Here is a 22,054-nt window from a genome sequence, read left to right as displayed (position 1 = left end):
GCCGCTCGGGCGCCTAGGTTGAGGGGGTTCCCGCCGATGCCTCCGACCGAGGAGCCCCATGTCCCTGCCCACGGAGTCCCTGCCCACGGAGTCCCTGCCCACAGCATCCCCGTCCCCTGCCCTCCCCGGCCCCCTGCCGCGCCCGCGGCGCTCCGCGCCCCGCGGACTGGCGGTCGCACAGCTGGTCAACTCCGTCGGTGACGGCGCCTTCTACGTCTCCTCCGCGCTCTACTTCTCCCGGGTCGTGGGGCTCACGCCCGGCCGGATCGGACTGGGGCTGACCCTCGCCTGGGCGGTCGGCGCGGTCGCGGGCGTGCCGCTCGGGCACCTCGCGGACCGGCGCGGGCCGCGCGGTGCGGCCGTGGCCCTGGCGGCGGCGACCTCCGCGTCGGTCGCGGGCCTGCTGTTCGTACGGTCCTACGCGGCGTTCCTGCTGGTCGTCGTGGCGTACGCGGTCGCGCAGTGCGGGCTCGCGGCGGCGCGGCAGTCGCTGCTGGCGGGGCTGGTGGAGCCCGGCGCGCGGACCGGGGTGCTGGCGCGGCTGCAGGCCGCGGGCAACGCCGGGATCGCGGTGGGGGCGGGGATCGGCGCGGTCGCGCTGCACCTGGACACGCCGGCCGCGTACCTCTCCGTCCTGGCCCTCGACGCGCTGGCCTTCGCGGGGTGCGCGGTGCTGCTGGGGCGGTTGCCGCGGGTCCCCGCCGGTGGGGCGGTGGTGGGCGAGGCCTCCGGGGCGCGGTCGGCGACGGTGTTCCGGGACCGCCCGTACGCGCTGGTCACCGTCCTCAACACGGTCATGCTGCTGCGGATGCCGCTGATCAGCCTGGCCCTCCCGCTGTGGGTCGCGGAGCACACGGCCGCGCCCGGCTGGGTGGTGTCGGCGCTGCTGGTGCTCAACACGGGCGCGGTGATGCTCTTCCAGGTGCGTACGGCCGCCGGGGTGACGGGGCTGTCCGGGGCGGTGCGGGCGGTGCGTTCCGGCGGTGCGCTGATGCTCGCCGCGTGCGCGGTGTTCGCGCTCGCCGGGGGCATCGCGGCGTGGGCGTCGCTGGTGGTGCTGGTGGCGGGGGCGGTGCTGCTGGTGTGGGGCGAGATGCGGCAGTCCGCGGGCGCGTGGCAGATCTCCTTCGACCTCGCGCCGGCCGGGCGGCAGGGCCAGTACCAGGGGTTCTTCGGTATGGGGATGCCGGTGGCGCGGATGGTGGGGCCGGTGCTGCTGACGACGCTGGTCATCGGCGGGGGCGTGATCGGGTGGCTGGTCCTCGGGGTGCTGTTCCTCGGGGCGGGGCTGGCCATGGGGCCTGCGGTGCGGATGGCCGGGCGGCGGGCGGCGGGGATTGCTCCGCGATCAACGGGGAACCCGGGGGGAACCGTTCTTGAGGAGTAAACCGTGACAGACGAGATGGATGGGATGGACGAGATACCGGATACGGCCATACCGGATACGGCCGGCGGCGCGGGGGGTGCCGTATGTGCGGGCTGAGTGGTGAGATCCGGTTCGACGACGGGCGGCCCGACCTGGCCGCCGTCGAGCGCATGACCGACCGGCTGGCCGCGCGGGGGCCCGACGGCCGCGGGATGTGGTCGCAGGGCCCCGTGGCGCTGGGCCACCGGAGGCTGAAGATCATCGACCTGTCGGAGCACGGCGCGCAGCCGATGTCCGACAGGGAGGCCCGGCTGACCGGCGTGTTCAACGGGTGCATCTACAACTACCGCGAGCTGCGGGAGGAGCTGCGGGGCCTGGGGCACCGGTTCTTCTCCACGTCGGACACCGAGGTGGTGCTGAAGGCGTACCACCAGTGGGGCACGCGCTGCGTGGACCACTTCGTCGGGATGTTCGTCTTCGTGATCGTGGAGAACGACACGGGCCGCGTGGTGCTGGCCCGCGACCGGCTCGGCATCAAGCCCGTGTACCTGTCGTACGGGACCGGCCGACTGCGGTTCGCCTCCACGCTGCCCGCCCTGCTCGCGGGCGGCGGCGTCGACACCTCGCTCGACCCGGTCGCCCTGCACCAGTACCTCAGCTGGTCGGCCACGGTGGCGGCCCCGCGTACCGTGCTCAACGGGGTGCGCAAGCTGCCCGCGGCCACGGTGCGGGTGGTGGAGCCGGACGGCACCTACCGCGACCACTGCTACTGGCAGCCGTCCTACACCCGTCGCCCGGAGCACGCGGGCATGGACGCCACCGACTGGCGGGACGCGGTGCTGGACGCGCTGCGCACGGCGGTGCGGCGGCGGATGGTCGCCGACGTGCCGGTCGGGGTGCTGCTCTCCGGCGGCCTGGACTCCTCGCTGATCGTGGCGCTGCTGGCCGAGGAGGGGCAGCGGGACCTGGCGACGTTCAGCGTCGGCTTCGAGTCGGAGGGCGGGGAGGACGGCGACGAGTTCGCGTACTCGGACCTGATCGCACGGCGCTTCGCCACCGAGCACCACCAGCTGATGGTGCCGTCCGACCGGGTGTCGACGGCGCTGGACAACGCGGTCGCCGCGATGAGCGAGCCGCAGCTGAGCCATGACGTGGTCGCCTTCCACCTGCTGTCGGAGCAGGTGTCGAAGGAGGTCAGCGTCGTCCAGTGCGGGCAGGGCGCGGACGAGGTGTTCGCCGGCTACCGCTGGTACCCGGCGATGGCCGCGGTCCCGCGCGAGCAGGAGCCGGAGACGTACGCCGAGGTGTACTTCGACCGGCCGCACGGCGATCTCGCCCGGATGCTGCGGCCCGATCTGCTGCCCGCGCACGACACCTCGCGCCGTTTCGTGTACGAGCACATGGCGGAGCCGGGCGCCGAGACGGCGCTGGACGCGGCCCTGCGCCTCGACACGCACGTGATGATGGTCGACGACCCGGTCAAGCGGCTGGACAACATGACGATGGACTGGGGCCTGGAGGCCCGGGTGCCGTTCCTCGACCACGAGCTGGTCGAGCTCGCCGCGGCCTGCCCGCCGGAGCTGAAGCTCGCCCACGGCGGCAAGGGCGTCCTCAAGGACGCGGGCCGCGCGCTGCTGCCCCATGAGGTGATCGACCGGCCGAAGGGGTACTTCCCGGTTCCGGCCATCATGCACATGGCGGGCCCGGTGTACGAGCGGGTCCGGCAGGCGCTCACCGCCCCCGAGGCGCGGGCGCGCGGGATCTTCCGGGAGGAGTACGTGGCGGAGCTGCTCGCCGACCCCGACGGCCACCGTACGCACCGGGGCGCGAACACCCTGTGGCAGGTGGCCCTGCTGGAGCTATGGCTGCAGACGCACGGCATCCGCTGACCCTCGGCTCGGCGGCCGCGGCCCCCGGCCCGGTGCCGGTCGCGCTGGCCGGGGCGGCGGGGCCGCTGGACACGCCGCAGCCCGTGGTGTCCCACGGGTGCTGGTACCCGTCGGCGGACCCGACCGGCGAGCGGGTGGCGTTCCTCTGCGACCGCGGCGGCGTGCCGCAGCTGTGGACCGGACCGGCGACCGCGGCCCTGGGCGGTGCCGGGGGCGCCGAGGTCCGCCTGCTGGACGCGGATCCGGAGCCCGTGACGGAGGTGGCCTGGTCGCCGGACGGCCGCTGGATCGCGTACACCGTCAACCCGGGCGGCGGCGAGCACAGCCGGGTGCTGTGCGTGCGCCCGGACGGCAGCGACCGCCGGGTCGTCGCGGGCGCCGACGCGGGCAGTTCGGCCTACCTCGGGTGCTGGGCGCGGGACGGCTCGGCCGTCGCGGTGACGGTCGCCGAGCCGCCGTCCGCGTACCGCGACCCGGAGCCGGGCCTGGCGGGCCTGCCCGCCGGGTGGGCGGAGCGGGACGGGCATGCCACGCTGCTGGGCGGCGCCGGGCGCGGTGACGTGGGGCACCGGCGCGGCACCCGCGACCGGCTGTCGGCCTACCTGGTGGACCCGGACGAGCCGGGCGCGGCCGCGCTGCTGGCCACCGAGACCGGCGCGGCCACGCTGCGGGTGTGCGACCTGAGTCCGGACGGGCGGCTCGCGCTGCTGCGGCGGGGTCCGCGCGTACGCCGCGAGGCGGTGGTGCTGCGCACCGACGACCTGGGGACGGGCTGTGTGCTGCGGGTCGCGGACGCCGACCCGTGGATCGGCCGCTTCTCGGCGGACGGGCGCACGGTGTGGCTGCGCAGCGACCACGAGCGGGAGTTCGCGGCGCTGCTCGCCGTCGGGCTGGACGAGCGCGGGGAGTTGAAGGACGTCGCGGTCGTCGCGGAGCGTGAGCGGAGCGACCTGGAACTGCTGGCGTTCCTCGGGGACGGCCGTACGGCCGCGCTGGTGTGGAACGTGCGGGGCGCGAGCGAACTGGAGCTGCTGGACGTGGAGTCGGGCCTGCCGGCCCGGCGCGTCGGGCTGCCGCACGAGGTCGTCACGCGCGTCGCGCGCGGCGGCCCGGCCGGGATGGTGCTCGCCCTGTCGGGGTCGCAGCGGCGGCCCGGCGTGTGGTGGGCGGCCGACGGCGGGGCGCCCGCGCGCACGCCGTGGTCGTCGCGGGACGAGGACGCCGTACCGGCGGGGCGGCCGCCCGTGCGGCCGGTGCCGGTGCGTCTGACGGCGCGCGACGGGCTGGAGCTCGGCGGCTGGTACTACCGGGCGCCCGGGCGCGCCGACACCGACCCGGCGCCGTGCGTGCTCCATCTGCACGGCGGGCCGGAGGAGCAGGAGCGGCCGGTGTTCGAACCGCTGTACCACGAGTTGCTGGGCCGGGGCCTGGACGTCTTCGCGCCCGACGTGCGCGGCTCCTCGGGCTACGGGCGGTCCTTCGTGGACGCCGATCTCGGCACGGGGCGGTTCGCCGCGATCGAGGACGTCGCCGCCTGCGCGGCGCACGCGGTGCTCAGCGGGCGCGCCGACCCGCGGCGGCTGGCCGTGATGGGCCACTCGTACGGGGGCTACCTCACGTTCGCCTCGCTGGTGTGGCATCCGGAGCTGTTCCGTACGGGGATCGCGGTGTGCGGCATGTCGGACCTCACCACGTTCTTCGCCGGGACCGAGCCGTGGCTCGCGGAGTCGGCCGCGCACAAGTACGGCCATCCGGAACGGGACCGCGAGCTGCTGCGGGCGCTGTCCCCGATGAGCCGGATCGACGCGCTGCGGGTGCCGGTGCTGGCCGTGCACGGGGAGCACGACACGAACGTACCGCCGGGCGAGTCGGAGCAGTTCGTGCGGGCGGCGCGCGAGCGGGGGCTGACGGCGGAGCTGCTGACGCTGCGCGACGAGGGCCACGAGTTCCGGCGGGCGGACAGCCGGCGGCTGTTCCGCCGGGCGGCGGGCGACTGGCTGGAGCGGCACCTGGGCGCGTGAGCCGGGGCGAGTGAACCGGGGCGGCACCTGGGCGAGCTGGGCGAGTGAGCCGGAGCAGGCCGGCCGAGCCCCTGCGACCCGCCCTGTATGTGCATAAAGTGAGGGAAGGTGGGCATTCCGTACGTCGCTACGGAACCGATCACCCGGAACTGGAGGCGCAGACGCATGATTCCCCCGCTCGCCTCGTACGCCGTGGTCGTCCCCACCATCGGGCGGCCCTGCCTCGCCGACTGCCTCGCCGCGCTCGCCGCGAGCGCGGGCCCCGAGCCGAGCCAGGTCGTGCTCGTCGACGACCGCCCCGCGCCGGGCGGCGACGAGCTGCCGCTCGGCGCCCTGGGCCCGCTCGCGGACCGCGCGATCGTGCTGCGCAGCGGCGGGCGCGGCCCGGCCGCCGCCCGCAACACCGGGATCCGCGTGGTGGACGAGCCGTGGACGGTCCTCCTCGACGACGACGTACGGGTGAGCGCGTACTGGCGCGAGCAACTGGCCCGCGACCTGGCGGAGGCCTCCCCCGACACCGGTGGCGTCCAGGGCGTGCTGGAGGTGCCGCTGCCCGCGGGCCGCCGCCCCACCGACTGGGAGCGCAACACGGCGGGCCTGCGCGACGCGCTGTGGGCGACCGCCGACATGGCGTACCGCACGGAGGCGCTCAAGGCCGTCGGCGGTTTCGACGAGCGCTTCCCGCGCGCCTTCCGCGAGGACGCGGACCTGGCGCTGCGAATCCTCGACGCGGGCTGGCTGATCCGGCGCGGCGAGCGGCGCACCGAACACCCGGTGCGGCCCGCCGACCGGTGGGTGTCGGTGCGGGTGCAGCGGGGCAACGCCGACGACGCGCTGATGGCGCGGCTGCACGGGCCCGGCTGGTGGGAGCGGGCCTCGGCGCCGCGCGGGCGGATCCGGCGCCATGCGGCGGTCACGGCCGCCGGGCTCGGCGCGCTCGTGCTGGCGGCGGCCGGGCGGCGGCGCGCCGCCGCGCTGACGGCGGCGGGCTGGCTGCTGGGCACGGCGGAGTTCGCGCGGGCGCGGATCGCGCCGGGACCGCGCACGGCCGACGAGATCCTGACGATGACCGTGACCAGCGCGGTGATCCCGGCGGTCGCGACCTGGCACCGGCTGAGCGGCGCGGTGCGCCACCGGGGGGCCGGGGGCTGGGACGGCACCCTGTGAACCGCCCGGGGCCGCTCCCGGCCGCCGTGCTGTTCGACCGCGACGACACGCTGGTGGTGGACGTGCCCTACAACGGCGATCCGGAGCGCGTGCGGCCCATGCCGGGCGCCCGGGAGGCGCTGCGGATGCTGCGTGACCGGGGCGTGCCGGTCGGGGTGGTGTCCAACCAGTCCGGCATCGGGCGCGGCCTGCTGACCGAGGCGGCCGTACGGGACGTCAACGCCCGGATCGACGCGCTGCTCGGGCCGCTGGACGCCTGGGTGCACTGCCCGCACGCGCCCGAGGACGGCTGCGGCTGCCGCAAGCCGGCGCCGGGTCTGGTGGTCGAGGCGGCGCGGCGGCTGGGCGTCCGGGCCGCCGACTGCGTGGTGATCGGCGACATCGGCGCGGACATGGGCGCCGCGCGGGCGGCCGGGGCGGCGGGGGTGCTGGTGCCGACGGCGCGGACGCTGCCCGAGGAGGTGGCGGCCGCGCCGTGCGTCTGCCCGGACCTGCTGAGCGCGGTGCGGTACGTGCTGGGGAACCACCTGAGGAGGCCGTCATGAGGGCTCTCGTCGTCCGGCTGGACAGCTTCGGGGACGTCGTCCTCGCCGGGCCCGCCGTGCGCGCGGTCGCGCACGGCGCCGACCGGGTGGCGATGCTGTGCGGGCCGCGCGGCGCACCGGCCGCGCGGATGCTGCCGGGCGTGGACGAGGTGCTGGTCTGGGACGCGCCCTGGGTGGGCTTCACGCCGCCGCCCGTGGACCGGGCGGACGTCGACCGGCTGGTGAACCGGATCGCCGCGGCCCGCGTGGACCGGGCGCTGATCCTCACCTCGTACCACCAGAGCCCGCTGCCGGCCGCACTGCTGCTGCGGATGGCGGGCGTACGGCACCTCGCGGCCGACAGCGTGGACTTCCCCGGCTCGCTGCTGGACGTGCGCCATCGGCGGGCGCCGCACGCCCATGAGGCGGAGGCGGCCCTGGACCTGGCCGAGGCGGCCGGTTTCCCCCGCCCCCCGGGCGACGACGGGCGGCTGCGGGTCCGCCACGCGGCGGGCGGCGCGCCCGAGCTGACCGGGCCGGGGCCGTACGTGGTGGTCCATCCGGGCGCGAGCGTCGCGGCCCGCCGGTGGAGCCCGGCCCGCTGCGCGCAGGCGGTACGGCTGCTGGCGGCCGCCGGTCACCGGGTGGTGGTCACCGGCGGGCCCGACGAGCGGGAGCTGACCGCGCTGGTGGCGGGGAGGCACGGGCTGGACGTGGGCGGCCGGACACGGCCGCCGGAGCTCGCGGCGGTGCTGGCGGGCGCTGGGGCGGTGGTGACGGGCAACACCGGGCCGGCGCATCTGGCGGCGGCCGTCGGTACGCCGGTGGTGTCGCTGTTCTCGCCGGTGGTGCCCGCGGAGCGGTGGGGCCCGTACGGGGTGCCGCACGTGCTGCTGGGCGACCAGCGGGCGCCGTGCGCGGACAGCAGGGCGCGGGAGTGCCCGGTGCCGGGCCATCCGTGTCTGAACGAGGTCACCGCGGAGGACGTGGTCGCCGCCGTGGAGAAGCTGCTGGAGGCGGACGGGTGAGCCGCCCGGCGCCCCGGGTGCTCGTGCTGCGGGCGCTCGGGCTGGGCGACCTGCTGACGGGTGTGCCCGCGCTGCGGGCGCTGCGGCGCGCGTTCCCGGGGCACGAGACGGTGCTGGCCGCCCCGGCGCAGCTCGCGGAGGTCGCCGCCGCGACGGGGGCGGTGGACTCGCTGCTGCCCGCCTCCGCGCCGGGCCGCGCGGTGCCGGTACGCCTGGAGTGGCCGGGCCCGCCGCCCGAGGTGGCCGTGGACCTGCACGGCAAGGGCCCGTCCAGTCATCTGCTGCTGCACAGGCTGCGCCCGGGGCGGCTGCTGGCGTTCGCCCATCCGGGCACGCCGGAGATCGCGGGCCCGGAGTGGACCGCCGACGAGCACGAACGCACCCGCTGGTGCCGCCTGCTGCAGTGGTACGGCATCCCCGCCGACCCCGGCGACCTGCTTCTCCCGCCGCCACCGGGCCGCTCCCCCGCCCCGGGCGCGGTTGTCGTCCACCCGGGCGCCGACTCCCCTGCCCGCCGCTGGCCCCCGGACCGCTATGCGGCGGTGGTCCGCGCCTTGCTGGACCGGGGGCACCGGGTGGCCCTCACGGGCGGCCCGGGCGAGGACGCGCTGCTGGACCGGATCGCCGTCCCCGGCCTGGAGGTGTTCCGGGGCGGGCTGCCGTACGGGCGGCTCGCGGCGCTGGTCGCGGGGGCGCGCGCCGTGGTGAGCGGGGACACCGGCATCGCGCATCTGGCGGTGGCGTACGGGACACCCTCCGTCACCCTTTTCGGCCCGGTATCGCCTGGATTGTGGGGTCCGCCCGAGGGTACGCGGCACGTGGCGCTGTGGCACCCGGGTCCGCCCGGCGATCCCCATGGGCGCGAGCCGGACCCGCAGCTGTTGCTCATCCGTCCGGCCGACGTCCTCAAGGCCCTCTCCGACCATCCGGAGGTGTCCCGCCCGTGACCCGTATCAGCGTCGTCGTGATCACCCGTGACCGTCGGGAGCAGCTGCTGCGCACCCTGGAACGGCTGGCGGCGCTGCCCGAGCATCCGCCGGTGATCGTGGTCGACCACGCCTCCGCGGACGGCACCCCCGAGGCGGTCCGGCGGCTGTACCCGGACGTCACGCTGCTGACCCCCGGCCGCAACCTCGGCGCGGTCGGCCGCACGCTGGGCGTACGGCACGCGCGGACGCCGTACGTGGCGTTCAGCGACGACGACTCGTGGTGGGAGCCGGGCGCCCTCACCCGCGCCGCCGACCTGCTCGACGAGCACCCCCGGCTCGGGCTGGTCGCGGCCCGGATCACGGTGGGGCCGGACGGCGGCCCGGACCCGCTCAACGGCATGCTGGCCGCGTCCCCGCTCGGCCGGGCCCCCGATCTGCCCGGCCCGCAGGTGCTGGGCTTCCTGGCCTGCGCGGCGGTGGCCCGGCGCACGGCGTACCTGGAGGCGGGCGGCTACCACCCGGTCCTGTTCTTCGGCGGCGAGGAGACCTGCCTCGCCTACGACCTGGCGGCGCGCGGCTGGGGTGTGTGCCACTGCCCCGACGTGATTGCCGTGCACATGCCGACCGGCGGCGTACGGACCGGACGCCCGGCGCGGCAGCTGCGCAACGCCGTGCTGACCGCGTGGCTGCGCCGCCCGCTGCCGGTGGCCCTGCGGCACACCCGCGACCTGGCCGCCGACGCCCGGCGCGACCCGCAGGCCCGGGCGGCGCTGCGGGAGCTGCTGGAGCGGCTCCCGGCGGCGCTGCGGGCCCGCAGGCCGCTGCCGGCGGCCGTGGAGGCGGCGGCCCGCCGCCTGGAACGGGAAGGAGCCGTGGCGTGAGCGATGCCCGCACGACCGTCGTCGTCATCACCCACAACCGGCGCGAGGAGCTGCTGCGCACCCTCGGCAAGCTGGCGCGGCTGCCGGAGAACCCGCCGGTCATCGTCACCGACAACGCCTCCACGGACGGCACCGCCGAGGCGGTCCGGCGCCTCCACCCGGACGTCACGCTGCTGACCCCCGGCCGCAACCTCGGCGCCGTCGGCCGCAACCTCGCGGTGCGCCGGGCCCGTACGCCGTACATCGCCTTCTGCGACGACGACTCGTGGTGGGAGCCGGGATCGCTGGGCCGCGCCGCCGACCTGCTGGACCGGCACGAGCGGCTGGTGGCGGTCACCGCGCGGATCCTGGTCGCGCCGGACGGCCGGGAGGACCCGATCGTGGCCGAGCTGCGGGACTCGCCGGTGCGGGGGCCGGACTGGCTGCCCGGGCCGGCGCTGGGCTCGTTCCTGGCGGCGGCGACCGTGCTGCGCCGCGACGCGTTCCTGGAGGCGGGCGGGTTCCACGAGCGGCTGTGGCTGGGCGGCGAGGAGGAGCTGCTCGCCACGGACCTCGCCACGCGTGGCTGGTGGCTCGCGTACGTGTCCGACCTGACGGTGCACCACGCTCCGTCGCACGCCCGTGACGCGACGCTGCGGCGCGTGCACGGGCTGCGCAACACGCTCTGGTTCTGCTGGCTGCGGCGCCCGGTGCGGCCCGCGCTGCGCAGGACGCTGGACCTGGCCCGGACCGTGCCGCGCGACCGGGCGTCGCTGCGGGCGTTCGGCCTGGCGCTGGCGGGGCTGCCGTGGGTGCTGCGGGAGCGGCGGGTGGTGCCGCCGCCGGTGGAGGCGCGGCTGGGGGCGCTGAGCGAGGCCCAGCGCGAGTCGACGGCGCGGCGTTATGTCGGCTGAGGAGGCGGGTACCCGGCCCTCCATGATCACCATTGGGGTCGAGGAGGAGTACCTGCTGGTCGACCCGGTCACCTGCCTGCCGGTGCCCCGCGCGGAGCAGGTGCGGGCGGCGGCCGGCCTGGAGCCGATCCTGGACGACCAGGAGGTGCAGTCGGAGCTGCTCCAGGCGCAGGTGGAGGTCGCCACCCCGGTCTGTACGGACCTGGAGGAGGTGGGCGGCCATCTGCTGCGGCTGCGGCACGCGCTCGGTTCGGCGGCGGAGAAGAACGGCTGCCGGATCGCGGCCTGCGGCACCGCGCCCTTCCGCGAGACGGCGCCGGTCCCGGTGACCGAGAAGGCCCGTTACCTCGCGATGCGCTCCCAGGCGCCGCAGCTCGTCGCCGAACAGCTGGTCAACGGCATGCACGTGCACGCGGCGGTGCCCGACCGGGAGATGGGCGTGGCCGTCCTGAACCGGATCCGGGTGTGGCTGCCGGTGCTGGTGGCCATGTCGGCCAACTCCCCCCTGTGGGACGGGCGGGACACCGGGTTCGCCAGCTGGCGCACCGTGATCTTCGGCCGCTGGCAGGTGGGCGGGCCGCCGCCCCGCTTCGCCGACCTCGCCGACCACGAGCGGCGGGTGCGCGCCCTGCTGGACTCCGGGGTCATCACCGACACCGGCCAGCTCTACTGGCAGGCCCGGCTGTCCGACAAGTACCCGACGGTCGAGGTCCGCTGCGCGGACGTGCAGCTGCGGGTGGACTCGGCGGTGATGTTCGCCGGTCTCGTACGCGCCCTGATCGCCACGGCCATCCGGGACGAGAAGGCGGGCGAGCCGGTGCCGGAGATCGCGCCCGAGCTGCTCCAGGCGGCGAACTGGCACGCGGCGCGGCACGGGCTGAGCGGGCTGCTGGTCGACCCCGAGGGCACGGCCCGCAGGGCGGGCGACGTCCTCGCCCGGCTGCTGGACACGCTGGCGCCCGCGCTGGCCGAGGCCGGTGACACCCGCGAGGTGGCCGCGCTCGTGCACCGGCTGCTGCAGCAGGGCACCCCGGCGGACCAGCAGCGGCGGGTGCTCGCCGAGGGCGGTCTGCCCGCCCTGGCGGAGCTGCTGACCACCGAGACCGTCGCGCCCTGAGGAGTTCCGAAACCCGCTGGTCAGCACGCTGTTCAGCGGCGTGAGGGCAGCGTTTTCACGCTCCGTGAACCACTCGGACGGCCTATACCACCGCGCCGCGCGCCCCCGTTCGGCCGAGCCTGGTCGCAGACGCAGGGGGGACCGGTACGTCGTCGTCCTCGGTCCGCACGCACGGAGGAGATCGAATGAACACCGCTTCCTCACGCAGCGCTTTCGCCCGCAGCTGGGAGCACGCCGTCGTCACCGGCGGCGCCGGCTTCGTCGGCTCGCACCTGTGCGCCGCCCTGCTGGACTCGGGCACGGCCGTCACCTGCGTCGACGACTTCAGCACCGGGCGGCCGGAGAACATAGCCGAGCTGCGCGGCCGCCCCGGCTTCACCGTGGTGGAGGCGAACGTCGCCGAGCCGTTCACCGTCCCGCGCGACCCCGACCTGGTGCTCCACTTCGCCTCCCCGGCGTCCCCCGCCGACTACCTGCGCCTTCCGCTGCACACGCTGGAGGCCGGCAGCCTCGGCACCCGCCACGCGCTGGCCCTCGCCCACCGCGCCGGCGCCCGGTTCCTCTTCGCCTCCACGTCGGAGGTGTACGGCGATCCGCAGCAGCACCCGCAGAACGAGCGGTACTGGGGCAACGTGAACCCGGTGGGGCCGCGCAGCGTGTACGACGAGGCCAAGCGGTTCTCCGAGGCGCTGACCACCGCCCACGCGGAGGCGCTCGGCACGGACACCGGCATCGTGCGGCTGTTCAACACCTACGGCCCGGGGATGCGCGGCCACGACGGGCGGGCCGTGCCCACCTTCGTACGGCAGGCGCTGGCCGGGGAGCCGCTCACCGTCACCGGCGACGGCCGCCAGACCCGGTCCCTGTGCTACGTCGACGACACCGTGCGCGGCATCCTCGCGGCGGCCGCCCACGGGCTGCGGGGGCCGGTGAACATCGGCAACCCGGACGAGATCACCATGCTGGAACTGGCCAGGCTCGTCATCGAATTGGCCGGTTCGGCATCGGAGATCCGGTTCATCGAGCGGCCGACGGACGACCCGGCGGTGCGCTGCCCGGACATCACGCTCGCCCGCGACAAGCTGCAGTGGGAGCCGCGCGTCGGCGCCGAGGAGGGGCTGCGGCGCACCATCGACTGGTTCCGCGCCCAGGAGGTCACCCGCGCCTGACCGGCCGCGGGCCCCACGCGAACGCGAACGCCCCACCCCACCCCCGATTCGCACCCCCGAATCGCACCCCGACTCGCCGAAAGGCCTGGGACGCCATGCGCATTCTCGGAATCAACGCACTCTTCCACGATCCCGCCGCCGCGCTGGTCATCGACGGACGGACCGTCGCCGCCGCCGAGGAGGAGCGGTTCTCCCGGCGCAAGCACGGCAAGCGCCCGGTGCCGTTCTCCGCGTGGGAACTGCCCGAGAAGGCCGCCGCCTGGTGTCTGGAGCGGGCCGGGCTGCGCCCGAAGGACCTGGACGCCGTCGCGTACTCCTTCGACCCCGAACTCGCCCGCCCGACCGCCGAGATGGGACTGGACGACCCGTGGGACCACCTGCGGATCACCTACGCCCGTGAGGCGCCCGGCTTCCTGAAGGCCGCGCTGCCGGGCCTGGACCCGGCCGCCGTGCGGTTCGTGCCGCACCACATGGCGCACGCCGCCTCCGGCGCGTTCGCCGCCGAGGGCGCCGACATGTCGTCGGTGCTGGTCCTCGACGGCCGCGGCGAACGGGCCTCGCACCTCGCGGCGCGCCGCGTCCACGACCGGCTGGAGGCGCTGTACGCGCAGGACCTGCCGCACTCGCTGGGCCTGGTGTACGAGGAGCTCACCGAGCACCTCGGGTTCCTGCGCTCCTCCGACGAGTTCAAGGTGATGGCGCTCGCCTCCCACGGCAGGCCCCGGATGCTGCCCGAGCTGCGCCGGTACGTGTACCCCACCGGCGACGGCGGGTTCCACGCGACCGGGGTGCCGTGGGCGGAGCTGTGCCCGCGCCGCCGGCCCGACGAGGCGTGGACGCAGGACCACGCGGATATCGCCGCCAGCGCGCAGGCCGTGCTGGAGGAGACGCTGCTGGACCTGGTGCGCTGGCTGCACGGCCAGACCCACGACCGGGTGCTGACGCTCGCCGGGGGCGTGGCCCTCAACTGCGTGGCCAACTCCCGCATAGCCCGCGAGGGCCCCTTCGACCGGGTGTGGGTGCAGCCGGCGGCCGGTGACGCGGGCACCGCGCTGGGCGGCGCACTGCTGCTGGCCGCGGGCGGCGGGGACGACCCCGCGCCGATGCCCGGCGCCGACCTGGGGCGGGAGTGGTCGGACGCGGAGCTGGGCGCCTGGCTGAAGACGGCCGCGGTGCCGTTCGACCGGCCGGCGGACATCGCGCAGACCGTGGCGGAGGCGCTGGCGGACAACCAGATCGTCGCCTGGTTCCAGGGGCGTTCGGAGTACGGGCCGCGGGCGCTGGGCCACCGGTCGCTGCTGGCGCACCCGGGGCACGCGGGCAACCTGGAGCGGCTCAACGACGTCAAGGGGCGTGAGCAGTTCCGGCCGGTGGCGCCGATGGTGCTCGCCGACCGGGCCGCCGGGATCTTCGACGGCGTCCTGCCGAGCCCGTACATGCTCTTCGTGCACGACGTGGCGCCCGAGTGGCGCGACCGCATCCCGGCGGTGGTGCACGTGGACGGCACGGCGCGGATCCAGACCGTGGACCGGCAGGCCGAGCCGCTGGTGGCGCGGATGCTGAGCGAGTTCGAGCGGCTCACCGGGCTGCCGGTGGTGGTCAACACGAGCCTCAACACGGCCGGGCGGCCGATGGTCGACGACCCGCGCGACGCGCTGGAGTGCTTCGGCTCCTCCCCCGTAGACCTGCTCGCCATCGGGCCGTACGCGGTCCGGCGCGGCGCCTTCTTCTCCGACGACGCCTCCCGGCGTCCGTCCCGGTGACGGCAGGAGGGACGGCATGAACATCCTGCTGTGGCACGTGCACGGTTCCTGGACGACGGCGTTCGTCCAGGGGCCCCACACCTACCTGGTCCCCGTGACCCCCGGCCGCGACGCGGACGGGCTCGGCCGGGCGCGCACCTTCTCCTGGCCCGACTCCGTACGGGAGGTCACGCCCGAGGAGCTGCGCGAGACGCCGGTCGACCTGGTGGTCCTCCAGCGGCCCCACGAACCCGCCCTCGCCGAGCGGTGGCTCGGCGGGCGGCGGCCGGGGCGTGACGTACCGGCCGTCTACCTGGAGCACAACGCGCCGGACGGGAACGTGCCGGAGACCCGGCACCCCTTCGCCGACCGCGACGACCTGACGCTGGTCCACGTCACCCACTTCAACCGGCTGTTCTGGGACAACGGCTCGACCCGCACCGAGGTGATCGAGCACGGGATCGTCGACCCCGGCCACCTGTACACCGGCCGGGTCCCGCGGGCCGCCGTCGTCGTCAACGAACCGGTGCGGCGCGGCCGTTACACCGGTACGGACCTGCTGCCGGCGCTGTCCGAGGCGGCGCCGCTGGACGTCTTCGGCATGCGCACCGAGGGGCTCGCGGCCCACCTGGGCCTGCCCGAGGAGCGGTGCCGCACCGCCGACCTGCCGCAGCGCGAGCTGCACGCGGCGATGGCCGAGCGCCGGCTGTACCTGCACCCGGTGCGCTGGACGTCGCTGGGGCTGTCGCTGCTGGAGGCCATGCACCTGGGCATGCCGGTGGTGGCCCTGGCCACCACCGAGGCCATCGAGGCCGTGCCGGCCGGCGCCGGGACGCTCTCCACCCGGCCCGAGGTGCTGGCGGAGGCGGCCCGCCGCTATCTGCACGACCCGGAGGCGGCGGCCGAGGACGGGGCGCGGGCGCGGCAGGCGGCGCTCGAACGGTACGGACTCAAGCGCTTCCTGGACGACTGGGAGCGCGTGATGACGCGCGTGATGACGGAGGTGCGCTCATGACATCGACATCGACGACCTCACTGGACGACGACAACGGCGCTCACGAGCTCTCCATCGCGCTCGTCTCCGAGCACGCCAGTCCCCTCGCCGCGCTCGGCGGCGTCGACGCGGGCGGCCAGAACGTGCACGTCGCGCGCCTGGCGGGCGCCCTGGCGGACCGCGGCCACCGTGTCACCGTCTTCACGCGGCGCGACGCCGCCGATCTGCCCGACCGGGTGCCGCTGCGCCCCGGTGTGGAGGTGCACCATGTTCCCGCCGGCCCCCCGGAGCCGATCCCCAAGGACGAACTGCCGCCCCACATGCCCGCGTTCGGCCGTTACATGGCCCGCGAGTGGCGGGGCCGGCCGCCCGATGTGGTGCACTCGCACTTCTGGATGTCGGGCGTCGCCTCCCTCCAGGCGGTCCGCGGGCTGCGGGTGCCGCTGCTGCACACGTACCACGCGCTCGGCACGGTGAAGCGGCGGCACCAGAGGGACGCCGACACCAGCCCGCCGCAGCGCGTCGCGTGCGAGCGCGAGGTCGGCATGGGCTCCGACCGGGTGATCGCCACCTGCCACGACGAGGTCCTCGAACTGGCGCGGATGCTCATCCCCCCGGACAAGGTCGCGGTCGTGCCGTGCGGCGTCGACACCGACCAGTTCCGGCCCGATGGGCCGGTCGCCGAGCGGAACCCGGCCGTGCGGTACCGGCTGCTCCAGCTGGGCCGGCTGGTGCCCCGCAAGGGCGCCGCCGTCTCGGTCGAGGCGCTCGGCCGGCTGCCCGACGCGGAGCTCGTCATCGTCGGCGGCCCGGCTCCGCACCTGATCGACCAGGACCCGGAGGTACGCCGGCTGCGTGAGCTGGCCCGGGCCGTCGGCGTCGCCGACCGCGTCCGCTTCACCGGCGGCGTGGGCAGCGAGGACGTACCGCCGCTGCTGCGCAGCGCCGACGTGGTGCTGTGCCCGGCGGACTACGAGCCGTTCGGCATCGTGCCGCTGGAGGCCATGGCCTGCGGCCGGCCCGTCGTGGCCAGCGCCGTGGGCGGCCAGCTCGACACCGTGGCCGACCCGGTGACCGGCCGGCTCGTCCCGCCCCGCGATCCCGAGGCGCTGGCCGCCGCGGTCGCCGACCTGCTCGCCGACCCCGAGCGGCGCGCCGCGTGCGGCGAGGCGGGACGGCGGCGGGTGCTGAGCCGGTACGGCTGGGCGCGCGTCGCGACGGCCACGGAGGCGGTGTACGGCGCGGTGCTCGCCGCGCGGAACGCGGTGACGGAGGTGGCCTGAGTCCCTTGCCCGCTCGTGACCCTTCGAAGGAGGTGCGGGACCGGCCGCCGTCCGCCCGGACGCGGTACGCCCGAAAGCCCATGACAGATCCGACGAATCCCCTCGCTTCTCTCGCACTCGAGGCCGCGCGGCGCCACTGCCAGTCGCTGCAGGACGCGCTCGGCCGCTTCCGCCGGCAGAACCTGGACCGGATCGTTCAGTGGGGCGGCGAACTCGCCGCCGTGCTGCCCGTGGGCGGCCGGCTGCTCGCCGCGGGCAACGGCGGCAGCGCCGCGCAGGCCCAGCACCTCACCGCCGAACTGGTCGGCCGCTACCAGCAGGAGCGCCCCGCCTATTCGGCGATCTCCCTGCACGCCGAGACCTCCAGCGTCACCGCGATCGGCAACGACTACGGCTTCGACCAGGTGTACGCCCGCCAGGTCGCGGCCCACGGCCGGCCCGGAGACGTCCTGGTCCTGCTCTCCACCTCCGGCCGCAGCGCCAACCTGATCGCGGCGGCCGTCACCGGCCGGGCGGCCGGGCTGCGGGTGTGGGCCCTGACCGGGCCCGGGCCCAACCCGCTCGCCGAGGCGGCCGACGAGGCGCTCAGCGTCGACGCCGACTCCACGGCGACCGTCCAGGAGGCCCATCTGCTCGCCGTGCACCTGCTGTGCGAGTGCTTCGACGCGGCGGTCGCACCGGTGGCCGAGGCCGCCGGGCGGCCCTCGCGGGCGGCGGGCGCGGCGGCGCCCGTCGCGGCCCATCGGAGGATGTCATGACCGGACTGACCGGACGCAAGCCCCTCGTCGTCGTCGGCGACGTACTCCTCGACGAGGACATCGAAGGCGTCGCCAGCCGGCTCGCGCCGGACGCCCCGGCGCCGGTCGTGGACGTCACCGGAGACCAGCGCCGCCCGGGTGGCGCGGGCCTCGCGGCGGCGCTCGCCACCCGGGGCGGCCGTGACGTGGTGCTGGTGACCGCGCTCGGCGACGACCCCGCCAGCGAAGCCGTACGCCGCTCCCTGCGCGGCCGCGTCCGCGTCGTGGAGCTGCCGCTGAACGGCACGCTGCCCGTCAAGACGCGGGTGCTCGCCAGTGGCCGGCCCCTCGTACGCATCGACCGCGGCGGCGGCGATCCCGGCGAACCCGACGGCGCCGTGCGCCAGACCCTCGCCGACGCGCAGGCCGTACTCGTCGCGGACTACGGGCGCCACACCGCGAGCGCGGTACGCGAGCACCTCGCCGCCGTCGCCCCCAAGGTGCCGGTGGTCTGGGACCCGCACCTCAAGGGCGACGCACCGGTGCCCGGCTCCCGCATCGTCACGCCGAACGCCGCCGAGACCCGCGCCCTGTGCCGCGGCGACGGCGACTCCCTGCGCGCCTACGCCGAGCGCGGCGCCGAGCTCGCCGAGCACTGGCGCGTGGCCACGGTCGCCGTGACCCTCGGCGAGCGCGGCGTCCTGCTGACCCGGCCGGGCGCCGGTACGCCGATGCTGGTCCCGGCGCCGTACCGCGCGGAGGGCGACGCGTGCGGCGCGGGCGACTGCTTCGCCGCCGCGACGGCCGCGGCGCTCGCCGACGGGGCCCTGCCGGAGGAGGCCATCCAGCAGGCGGTCGCCGAGGCGGCGGCGTTCGTCGCGGCGGGCGGCGCGGGCAACCCCGCCCTGTGGCGTACGCCGCCGCCCGCCCACGCCCGCGAGCTGCCCGAGACCGACGCCTTCACGCTGGCCGAGCGCGTCCGCGCGCAGGGCGGCACGGTCGTCGCCACCGGCGGCTGCTTCGACCTGCTCCACGCGGGGCACGTCGGGCTGCTGGAGAGCGCGCGCGGGATCGGCGACTGCCTCATCGTGTGTGTCAACTCCGACGAGTCCGTCGCCCGCCTGAAGGGCCCCGGCCGCCCGCTGAACCCCCTCGCGGACCGCGTCCGCGTCCTGGCCGGGCTCGGCAGCGTCGACGCGGTCGCGGTCTTCGACGGCGACACCCCCGTCGAGCTGCTGAGCCGGCTCCGCCCGGACGTCTGGGTCAAGGGCGGCGACTACTCCGCCGAGGACCTCCCGGAAGCGGACACCCTCCGCACCTGGGGCGGCCAGGCGGTGGTCCTGCCGTACCTCGACGGCCGCTCGACGACGCTGCTGGCCCGCCGCGCGGCCGAAGCGGCGACGCCGATCCGGCCCCCGGGCCGGTGACGGGCGTGCGGGGGCCGGGCCCGCCCGGGGCCCCGCCCCCGCACGCGTCAGACCGTGGGGCGACGGCGAGCGCGGAGCTTGTGGACGCCCTTCACGGCGTAGACGGCGGTCACGAGCACGAAGCCGACGGGGACGAGCCAGAACCAGGATTCCGTGACCACGGCGCTCAGCAGGAGGCCGCCGAAGAGGAGCAGGCTGCCGACGGTCTCCAGCAGGTCGAAACGCGCCGTGGAGCGCACCGCGGGGTCGGTGCCGCCCATCCGGCGGACGATGGGCACGAGGGCGAGCGCCTGCAGGACGGCCAGGCCAACGAGGGTCCACAGGAGCCAGTCGGGTATGTCCACGACGCGCACTGTATCGCCCGCCCTGCCGCTGCTCGCTCTCGCACGCCTTGATGCACCGCCTCGGAGCGATGAGTTCGGGCGGCGGATCGGGGCTGCCCTGACATGACTCGCCTCACCGCCGGCATCGGAGCGTGATCCGATGACCACTGTCCACGTCCATGACACCGCCTTGGGCGTCGAGTCGTTCGGCGGCGACGACGCGCCACTCGTCCTGCTCGCGGGCGGGACGACGATGCTCTCCTGGCCCGACGCGTTGTGCGAGCGCCTCGCCGCCGGCGGACGTCGTGTGGTGCGCTACGACCTGCGGGACAGCGGGGAGTCGACCACGACGAACCCGGAGGCGCCCGGCTACACCCTGCGTGACCTCGCCGCCGACGCGGCCGCCCTCGCCGACGCGCTCGGCGGACGGCCCGCGCACCTCGCGGGGATCGGCGTCGGCGGGATGGTCGCCCAGGTGGCCGCGCTCGACCATCCGGGCGCCTTCTCGGCGCTCACCCTGGTCGGCACCCGCGCGGTTGCGCCCGGCCCACCCGACGGCGACCTCCCCGACCACGACCAGGCGACGATGCGCCGGCTGTTCGCCCGTCCGACGCCCGACTGGACCGACCGCGAGGCGGTCGCCGAGTTCGCCGCCGCCGGCGCGGGGATCCTCGGCGACGACCCCGCCGCCGCACGCGCGCTCGCCGCACGCGTCTGGGACCGCACGCCCGGCGGCGCACCCCCGGTCCACATGGCCAACCAGCTGGGCATGGTGTTCGCCAGGCTCGACTGCGCGCCCCGCTGGCGCGAACGCCTGCCCACGATCGAGGTTCCCACGCTGGTCGTCCACGGCCGCCGCAACCGGTTCTTCCCGGTCGGCAACGGCGAGGCGATCGCACACGAGATCCCCGGGGCACGGCTGCTGTCCGGGGCAGAACGGGCAGCAAGCATCACCTGATCACCGACGCCACCGGCATCCCGCTTGCCGCGCCCCTGACCTGTGGCAACCGCAACGACGTCACCCAGCTGATCCCGGTCCTCCGGGCGGTGCCGCCCGTGCGCGGCAAGCGTGGCCGGCCCCGGTGCCGCCCGGACGTGGTGCTGGGCGACCGTGGCTACGACCACGACAAGTACCCGCCGCCTCGTCTGGGACCTCGGCGTGAGCCACTGATCGCCCGCCGCGGCACCGAGCACGGCTCCGGCCTGGGCACCCAACGCCGGGTCGTAGAAGGCACGTTCGCCCACCTGCGCTGGTTCCGCCACCTGCGGATCCGCTGGGAGATACGCGCCGACATCCACGAAGCATTCCTCAGCCTCGGAAGCGCACTCATCTGCTGGCGGCGACTGCACGCTCTGCCGAGCGAGTGCGAGAGCTGGTCGGCCGTCGCGAGTCGTCATCCATGAGCCACTGGAAGATCCACATTCAGGTCCGGCAAGATCCTGATGCGAAAGGGCTATGCGCCCGCTGACCACCGCACGCGCAGCGCACCCGCCCCGCTACAGCATGCGATGGGGCTTCACTGCTGGATGCCCTCTGCTCTCGCCGTGAGTACGGTGGGAGTGGGTGTTCTTCATGGAATGGCTGACGAGGCTGCCTGGCATCGCACGGCTGAGGCGTACGCACGTGTGGCGGGCGTTCGAGCGGCTGGTCACGGTCCACTGGGCGCGGCTTGCCGCCGCGATTACCTTCACGAGTTTCGTCGCCCTCTTTCCGCTGATCACTGTGGGCGCGGCGATCGGTGCCAAGCTGCTGAGCGAGGAGCAGCTCGGGAAACTCCAGGACAAGATCGCTGACCAGGCGCCGGGCCTTTCGGACCTGCTGGACTTGGAGCGCCTCGTCGCGAACGCCGGAGCCGTCGGGCTCATCGCGGGCGTGCTGCTGCTCGTGATCGGGATCAACTGGGTCGGCGCCCTGCGCGGGTGTCTGCGCGCGGTGTGGGAGAAGGAGCAGGACCCGGGGAATCCCATCCTGCTGAAGATCAAGGACGCCGTGGTGCTGGTCGGTCTCGGCGTGGTCGGGCTGGTCGCGATCGGCAGTTCGGTGTTCGCGAACATTGCCGTTGGCTGGGCCGCCGACGAGGTCGGGATCGAGGGCGGGGCGGGACGGGCGCTGCTGTTCTTCGCGGGTCTGGCCATCGCCCTGCTCGTCGATTTCCTGCTGCTGGTCTACCTGCTTACCCGGCTGGCGCGGGTGCATCCCGGTCGGCGCGCGGTCGTGGTGGCCGGCCTGATCGGTGCGGTCGGCTTCGAACTGCTCAAGTGGCTGCTGACCGGCTATCTGCAGGGTGTCGCAGGGAAGAGCATGTACGGCGCTTTCGCCGTGCCGGTCGCCGTTGTGTTGTGGATCAACTTCATGGCCAGGCTGCTGCTGTACTGCGCCGCCTGGACAGCGACAGCGGTGCGGTCCGGCGAGAGAGCCGAGGGCGAGGGCCCGGAGCCCGGGATCAGCCCCGCAGCCGGCGATGCACCACAGCGGGCGTCGGCCGACAGCCCCGCACCAGCAGCACCGCGCCGCACGGCGCCTCCAGCGCACGGCCCGTGATCCGAGCGCCGGTAGCTGCGGA

General features: G+C 75.6%; 19 protein-coding genes and 1 pseudogene. 19 read left to right on the top strand and 1 reads right to left on the bottom strand.

What is annotated here, in order from left to right:
- Positions 1-58 precede the first annotated feature (58 nt).
- From AB0A69_RS20485 to rfaE2, 16 genes are all read left to right on the top strand, one after another.
- The gene (locus AB0A69_RS20485; RefSeq protein WP_361423577.1) at positions 59-1,387 is read left to right on the top strand and encodes an MFS transporter; all 1,329 of its coding nucleotides are present in this window, start codon (positions 59-61) and stop codon (positions 1,385-1,387) included.
- An 83-nt stretch (positions 1,388-1,470) separates the two neighbouring features.
- Positions 1,471-3,255, top strand: coding sequence for an N-acetylglutaminylglutamine amidotransferase (locus AB0A69_RS20480; RefSeq protein ID WP_361423574.1), 1,785 nt, complete (start codon positions 1,471-1,473; stop codon positions 3,253-3,255).
- Positions 3,228-5,276, top strand: a complete 2,049-nt coding sequence (locus tag AB0A69_RS20475) for a prolyl oligopeptidase family serine peptidase (protein ID WP_361423571.1) — start codon at positions 3,228-3,230, stop codon at positions 5,274-5,276. Before AB0A69_RS20480 ends, AB0A69_RS20475 begins: the two co-directional genes overlap by 28 nt.
- Positions 5,277-5,441: 165 nt before the next feature.
- Positions 5,442-6,443 (top strand): glycosyltransferase, encoded by a 1,002-nt coding sequence (locus tag AB0A69_RS20470; protein ID WP_361423568.1) that lies wholly within the window; start codon positions 5,442-5,444, stop codon positions 6,441-6,443.
- On the top strand, positions 6,440-6,988 hold the full coding sequence (locus AB0A69_RS20465; RefSeq protein WP_361423565.1) for an HAD family hydrolase: 549 nt from the start codon (positions 6,440-6,442) through the stop codon (positions 6,986-6,988). The genes AB0A69_RS20470 and AB0A69_RS20465 overlap by 4 nt, the downstream gene beginning before the upstream one ends.
- Entirely contained in the window at positions 6,985-7,995 is a 1,011-nt protein-coding gene (locus tag AB0A69_RS20460) for a glycosyltransferase family 9 protein (protein ID WP_361423562.1), read from the top strand. The genes AB0A69_RS20465 and AB0A69_RS20460 overlap by 4 nt, the downstream gene beginning before the upstream one ends.
- Entirely contained in the window at positions 7,992-8,942 is a 951-nt protein-coding gene (locus AB0A69_RS20455; protein ID WP_361423559.1) for a glycosyltransferase family 9 protein, read from the top strand. The genes AB0A69_RS20460 and AB0A69_RS20455 overlap by 4 nt, the downstream gene beginning before the upstream one ends.
- Complete coding sequence (locus tag AB0A69_RS20450; protein ID WP_361423556.1) at positions 8,939-9,805, top strand: glycosyltransferase; 867 nt, start codon at positions 8,939-8,941, stop codon at positions 9,803-9,805. Before AB0A69_RS20455 ends, AB0A69_RS20450 begins: the two co-directional genes overlap by 4 nt.
- The gene (locus AB0A69_RS20445; protein ID WP_361423553.1) at positions 9,802-10,698 is read left to right on the top strand and encodes a glycosyltransferase; all 897 of its coding nucleotides are present in this window, start codon (positions 9,802-9,804) and stop codon (positions 10,696-10,698) included. Before AB0A69_RS20450 ends, AB0A69_RS20445 begins: the two co-directional genes overlap by 4 nt.
- A 22-nt stretch (positions 10,699-10,720) precedes the next feature.
- The gene (locus AB0A69_RS20440; protein ID WP_361423550.1) at positions 10,721-11,815 is read left to right on the top strand and encodes a glutamate--cysteine ligase; all 1,095 of its coding nucleotides are present in this window, start codon (positions 10,721-10,723) and stop codon (positions 11,813-11,815) included.
- Positions 11,816-12,000: 185 nt separating this feature from the next.
- A complete protein-coding gene (locus tag AB0A69_RS20435; RefSeq protein ID WP_361423547.1) occupies positions 12,001-12,984 on the top strand; it encodes an NAD-dependent epimerase/dehydratase family protein in 984 nt (327 codons plus the stop codon).
- A 95-nt stretch (positions 12,985-13,079) separates the two neighbouring features.
- On the top strand, positions 13,080-14,747 hold the full coding sequence (locus AB0A69_RS20430) for a carbamoyltransferase C-terminal domain-containing protein (RefSeq protein WP_361423544.1): 1,668 nt from the start codon (positions 13,080-13,082) through the stop codon (positions 14,745-14,747).
- 16 nt (positions 14,748-14,763) lie between these two features.
- Positions 14,764-15,741 carry a glycosyltransferase gene (locus AB0A69_RS20425; RefSeq protein ID WP_361423541.1) on the top strand — a complete coding sequence of 326 codons (978 nt, stop codon included), beginning with the start codon at positions 14,764-14,766 and terminating at the stop codon, positions 15,739-15,741.
- Positions 15,738-17,003 (top strand): glycosyltransferase, encoded by a 1,266-nt coding sequence (locus AB0A69_RS20420; protein WP_361423538.1) that lies wholly within the window; start codon positions 15,738-15,740, stop codon positions 17,001-17,003. The genes AB0A69_RS20425 and AB0A69_RS20420 overlap by 4 nt, the downstream gene beginning before the upstream one ends.
- An 80-nt stretch (positions 17,004-17,083) precedes the next feature.
- Positions 17,084-17,761: an SIS domain-containing protein gene (locus AB0A69_RS20415; protein WP_361423535.1), complete on the top strand. Its 678-nt coding sequence runs from the start codon at positions 17,084-17,086 to the stop codon at positions 17,759-17,761.
- 5 nt (positions 17,762-17,766) lie between these two features.
- The gene (gene rfaE2 / locus AB0A69_RS20410; protein WP_361423783.1) at positions 17,767-19,167 is read left to right on the top strand and encodes a D-glycero-beta-D-manno-heptose 1-phosphate adenylyltransferase; all 1,401 of its coding nucleotides are present in this window, start codon (positions 17,767-17,769) and stop codon (positions 19,165-19,167) included.
- Positions 19,168-19,214: 47 nt separating this feature from the next.
- On the opposite strand, the gene AB0A69_RS20405 is transcribed toward rfaE2, so the two are convergent.
- Positions 19,215-19,511: a hypothetical protein gene (locus AB0A69_RS20405; RefSeq protein WP_361423532.1), complete on the bottom strand. Its 297-nt coding sequence runs from the start codon at positions 19,509-19,511 to the stop codon at positions 19,215-19,217.
- Positions 19,512-19,650: 139 nt separating this feature from the next.
- Between AB0A69_RS20405 and AB0A69_RS20400 the strand changes: the two genes are divergently transcribed.
- The 3 genes and pseudogenes from AB0A69_RS20400 (at position 19,651) to AB0A69_RS20390 (ending at position 22,032) form a co-directional block, all read left to right on the top strand.
- The gene (locus AB0A69_RS20400) at positions 19,651-20,448 is read left to right on the top strand and encodes an alpha/beta hydrolase (RefSeq protein WP_361423529.1); all 798 of its coding nucleotides are present in this window, start codon (positions 19,651-19,653) and stop codon (positions 20,446-20,448) included.
- Positions 20,418-20,894: pseudogene (locus AB0A69_RS20395) on the top strand (transposase); the annotation flags it as partial. The gene AB0A69_RS20400 and the pseudogene AB0A69_RS20395, both read left to right, overlap by 31 nt.
- Before the next feature lie 169 nt (positions 20,895-21,063).
- Positions 21,064-22,032: a YihY/virulence factor BrkB family protein gene (locus tag AB0A69_RS20390; protein WP_361423780.1), complete on the top strand. Its 969-nt coding sequence runs from the start codon at positions 21,064-21,066 to the stop codon at positions 22,030-22,032.
- Positions 22,033-22,054: the final 22 nt, after the last annotated feature.

This window comes from Streptomyces sp. NPDC045431 (genome assembly GCF_040646655.1).
Lineage (GTDB): Bacteria > Actinomycetota > Actinomycetes > Streptomycetales > Streptomycetaceae > Streptomyces.
This window is presented reverse-complemented; position numbering and strand designations above follow the sequence as displayed.